Source organism: Crenobacter luteus (genome assembly GCF_004345725.1).
GTDB classification, from domain to species: domain Bacteria; phylum Pseudomonadota; class Gammaproteobacteria; order Burkholderiales; family Chromobacteriaceae; genus Crenobacter; species Crenobacter luteus.
In genome coordinates this window covers 1-4060 of sequence record NZ_SLXG01000044.1, presented here as the reverse complement: position 1 = coordinate 4060, position 4060 = coordinate 1, and the positions used below count along the sequence as shown (strand labels likewise).

The following is a 4060-nucleotide window of genomic DNA, read 5'->3' as shown; positions in this document are numbered from 1 at the left end:
GCAGGCTTCCGCATGAGGGAACAAGCGGAGCAGGAGCAGAAATTTTTAACCGACTTTACCAAGTAGGTCTTGGCCCTAATCCTGGGGGCAGGTCACCCAGGCTGGCCGGGTCGTCGGTGACGGCGAGGCCGACCAGATAGGCTTCGCCGGTGTCGGCGAATTTCGGATTAACCTCGATCGAGGTGTAAACCTTCTGGCGGTTCTTGGTGGTCATGGTGACCAGTTCGTCGGTCGGGTCGATCACCGCGAACAGCTCCAGCTTGCCTTCGCTGTTCTCGGCTGCGCTGAGAGAGAGCACGTCGCCGTAGCGTTTGAACGAGCTGTCTGGGGTGTAGCCCTTGATGTGCTCCATGTTGACGCGGGCACCGTAGCGCTTCGGGTCATAGTTCCTGGCCATCTGCTCGATCCACGAGCGTTCGATGATGCGGCCGTCGGTCGTCGCTCCTTCGGTCGCGACGCGGAATTTCTTGGACTTGCCAGCCATGTACGGATCCTCTTGCGGGTGAGCCGAGCGGCTCGGATGAGATGCGCTCATGCTGAAACCCTAAAGACGACCGCTCAACCGATGCTGGTTGTGTGACTTGCTGGCACAAGAACGGCCTGCAGGCGGCATTCCGCGCGCGCGGCAGACTGGCGGGCATGAGTGCTATCACCCCCACGACTTCGACCGATCTGGACCCTCGCCGGCTGGCCCGCGCCCTGTACTGGCAGGGGTGGCGGATCGCGCGCATCGCCGAGTACCTTGGCGAAAAGGCGGCCACTGTCCACAGCTGGAAACGGCGCGATGCCTGGGATGAGTCGGATCCGACCGAGCGCATCGCGTCGACGATTGAAGCGCGGCTGCAGCAGCTAATCCTGAAGGACAACAAGGAAGGGAAGGACTTCAAGGAAATCGACCTGCTTGGACGGCAGGTCGAGCGCATGGCGCGGGTGGGCAAGTACCAGGAGACCGGGCGTGAGGTCGATCTCAACCCGAAGATCGCCGCCCGCAACGCGGCGCCGAAGCGCAAACCCGAGAAGAACGCGATCAGCGACGAACAGGCCGCCTTGCTTCGGGCGGCGTTCCTGGACCGGATGTTCGGCTACCAGAAGCACTGGTACCGGGCCGGGCTGGCCGAGCGCGATCGCGTCATCCTGAAAAGTCGCCAGATTGGCGCGACCTACTATTTCGCCCACGAGGCGTTGATCGACGCGATCGACACCGGGCGCAACCAGATATTCCTGTCGGCCTCGAAAGCCCAGGCGCTGCTGTTCCGCAACTACATCGTGAAGTTCGCCAAGCAGGCGGCGGATGTCGACCTGAAGGGCGAGACGATCATCCTGCCGAACGGCGCCGAGCTGGCGTTCCTGGGCACCAATTCCCGCACCGCCCAGGGCTACCACGGCAACCTCTACCTGGACGAGTTTTTCTGGATCCCGCGCTATCGCGAGCTGCGCGATCTGGCCAGCGCGATCGCCTCCCAGACGCAGTACCGCAGCACCTATTTCTCGACACCGTCGACCGTGACCCACGAGGCCTACAAGTGGTGGACCGGCGAGGAGTTCAATCAGGGGCGGCCGAAATCGGAGCACATCCGTCTGGATGTCAGTCATGCGGCGCTGCAGGGCGGGGTGCGCGGCGCGGATGGCTTGTGGCGGCAGATCGTGACGATCGAGGACGCGCTCGCCGGCGGCTGCAACCTGTTCGACCTGGACTACCTGCGCCGGAAGAACACGCCGGAGGTGTTCGCCCAGCTGTTCCTGTGCCAGTTCATCGACGATGGCGAGAGCGTGTTCGCGTTCAACCTGATGCAGCGCGCGATGGTCGACAGCTGGGAGTCATGGGCCGACTGGAAGCCGTTCTCGATGCGGCCGTTCGGGAGCCGGCCGGTGTGGCTGGGTTACGACCCGTCGAATGGCGGAGACAAGGCGGCGCTGGTGGTGCTGGCGCCGCCGGCGGTGCCGGGCGGGAAATTCCGCATTCTGGAGCGTCACCAGTTCCAGGGGCCGGATTACGAGGCGCAGGCCAAGTTCATCAAGGACACCTGCGACCGCTTCAACGTGGCGTACATCGGCATGGACGTGACCGGCATCGGCTCGGCGGTGTATCAGCTAGTGCAGAAGTTCCGCCCGGATGCGGTGGCCTTCAGCTACAACGTTGAGCTGAAGACCAAGATGGTGCTGAAGGCGCTGAACGTGTTGCACAACGGCCGGCTGGAGTACGACGCCGGCAACACCGACATCGCGGCCAGCTTCATGGCGATCAAGAAAGTCCTGACGCCGTCCGGCCGCCAAGCGACCTACCAGGCGGGCCGGTCGGAAGAGACCAGCCACGCAGATATCGCATGGGCAACCATGCACGCCCTTTTCAACGAACCGCTGGAGGGGGCGACCACGGCCAACTCCGGCTTTATGGAGTTTTCCTGATGGCCAAGCGTCGCCCATCCAGTCACCACCGTGCCGCATCGGAGGCAGCGCCGGCCGCCTCGGCCGACACCGGCATCCAGGCCTTCAGCTTTGGCGACCCGACGCCGGTGCTCGACCGGCGCGAGATACTCGACTACGCCGAATGCCTGAATGCGGGCAGGTGGTACGAACCGCCGATCAGCTTCGAGGGTCTCGCGCGCAGCTGGCGCGCCTCGGTGCATCACAACAGCGCGATCGCGGTGAAGCGCAACGTGCTGGCGTCGACGTTCAAGCCGCATCCGTTTCTGAGTCGGTCGGCGTTCCAGCAGTTGGCCCAGGACTATCTGGTGTTCGGCAACCTGTATGCCGAGGTAGTGAAGAACCGGCTGGGCGGAGTGATGAGGCTGGATCCGGCGCCGGCCAAGTTCGTGCGCCGCGGCGTCGACCTCGCGCGCTACTGGTGGGTGCCGGGCTGGAACCAGGAGTGCGAGCTCGGCGAGGTGTTCCACCTGATGGAGCATGACATCAACCAGGAGGTGTACGGCTTGCCCGAGTACCTCGCAGCGCTCAACAGCGCCTGGTTGAACGAGAGCGCCACGCTATTCCGGCGCAAGTACTACCTCAACGGCAGTCACGCCGGGTTCATCCTGTACCTGACGGACGCGGCGCAGAACCAGGGCGACGTCGATGCGCTGCGCAAGGCGCTGAAGGACAGCAAGGGGCCGGGCAATTTCCGCAACCTGTTCATGTACGCGCCGAACGGGAAGAAGGACGGAATCCAGATCATCCCGATCAGTGAGGTCGCGGCCAAGGACGAGTTCTTCAATATCAAAAACGTGACGCGCGACGACGTCTTAGCCGCGCACCGAGTGCCGCCGCAGCTGATGGGCATCATCCCAAACAACACGGGCGGCTTCGGCGACGCGGGCAAGGCGGCGAAGGTGTTCTACGAGAACGAGATCCGGCCGCTGCAGGCGCGCTTCGAGGAGCTGAACGACTGGATAGGGGAGGAGGTGGTCAGCTTCGAGCCGTATGCCCTTGCCGATGCTGTCGCCTAGCTAGCCGGCCGCACAGCACCTGCCATCGCCAGGCCGCCTTCGGGCGGCCTTTCTGCTGCCTAGGACATAAAACATCTCAGTCGGCCTGAAAGGTGAGGGGGGATCAGGCCCACGGCTGGAGCTCGTTGTAAAGCGACTCATACTCTGCCCACAGAGCTGCGATGGACTTCGAGATGGCCGGCGTGCTGATCTTGGCTTTCTCGCAGGCAAAGCTTGCGATGAGGATACCGGCGCAGGAGGTCAGCACAGATGCCGGGATCTTCTTAAGAAGCGGCCGGTATAGGACGTGATACTCGCCATCTGCTTCCTTCGCCAGATAGTCGTCGACTGCGGAGAGTGTGGAGTGCAGTGCGTGATGGGAGAGGTGCCGATACAAGCCGTCGTAGGCAGCTAACGCCTCTCCGCGGCGCGCGAACTCGTGGAAGCCGATTTCCTTGGCACCCTCAACGCGTTTGGCGAAAGCTTCCAGCTCCGCACGATATGGTTCGACATTCGGATAATTCTTTGAATTGCGCAATGCGTTCTGACCTGCCCCCAGGATTAGGGCCAAGACCTACTTGGTAAAGTCGGTTAAAAATTTCTGCTCCTGCTCCGCTTGTTCCCTCATGCGGAAGCCT

The 4060-nt window shown here is 62.9% G+C and carries 4 protein-coding genes; 2 read left to right on the top strand and 2 right to left on the bottom strand.

The window, feature by feature from the left end; genetic code table 11:
- Positions 1-55: 55 nt before the first annotated feature.
- Complete coding sequence (locus tag EV683_RS14050) at positions 56-484, bottom strand: GPO family capsid scaffolding protein (protein ID WP_131863206.1); 429 nt, start codon at positions 482-484, stop codon at positions 56-58.
- Positions 485-639: 155 nt separating this feature from the next.
- Here EV683_RS14050 and EV683_RS14045 point away from each other — a divergent pair, with 155 nt between their 5' ends.
- The gene (locus tag EV683_RS14045; protein ID WP_131863207.1) at positions 640-2406 is read left to right on the top strand and encodes a terminase ATPase subunit family protein; all 1767 of its coding nucleotides are present in this window, start codon (positions 640-642) and stop codon (positions 2404-2406) included.
- Complete coding sequence (locus EV683_RS14040) at positions 2406-3443, top strand: phage portal protein (protein WP_131863205.1); 1038 nt, start codon at positions 2406-2408, stop codon at positions 3441-3443. The genes EV683_RS14045 and EV683_RS14040 overlap by 1 nt, the downstream gene beginning before the upstream one ends.
- Before the next feature lie 103 nt (positions 3444-3546).
- On the opposite strand, the gene EV683_RS14035 is transcribed toward EV683_RS14040, so the two are convergent.
- Positions 3547-3993, bottom strand: a complete 447-nt coding sequence (locus EV683_RS14035; protein WP_131863204.1) for a hypothetical protein — start codon at positions 3991-3993, stop codon at positions 3547-3549.
- Positions 3994-4060 lie beyond the last annotated feature (67 nt).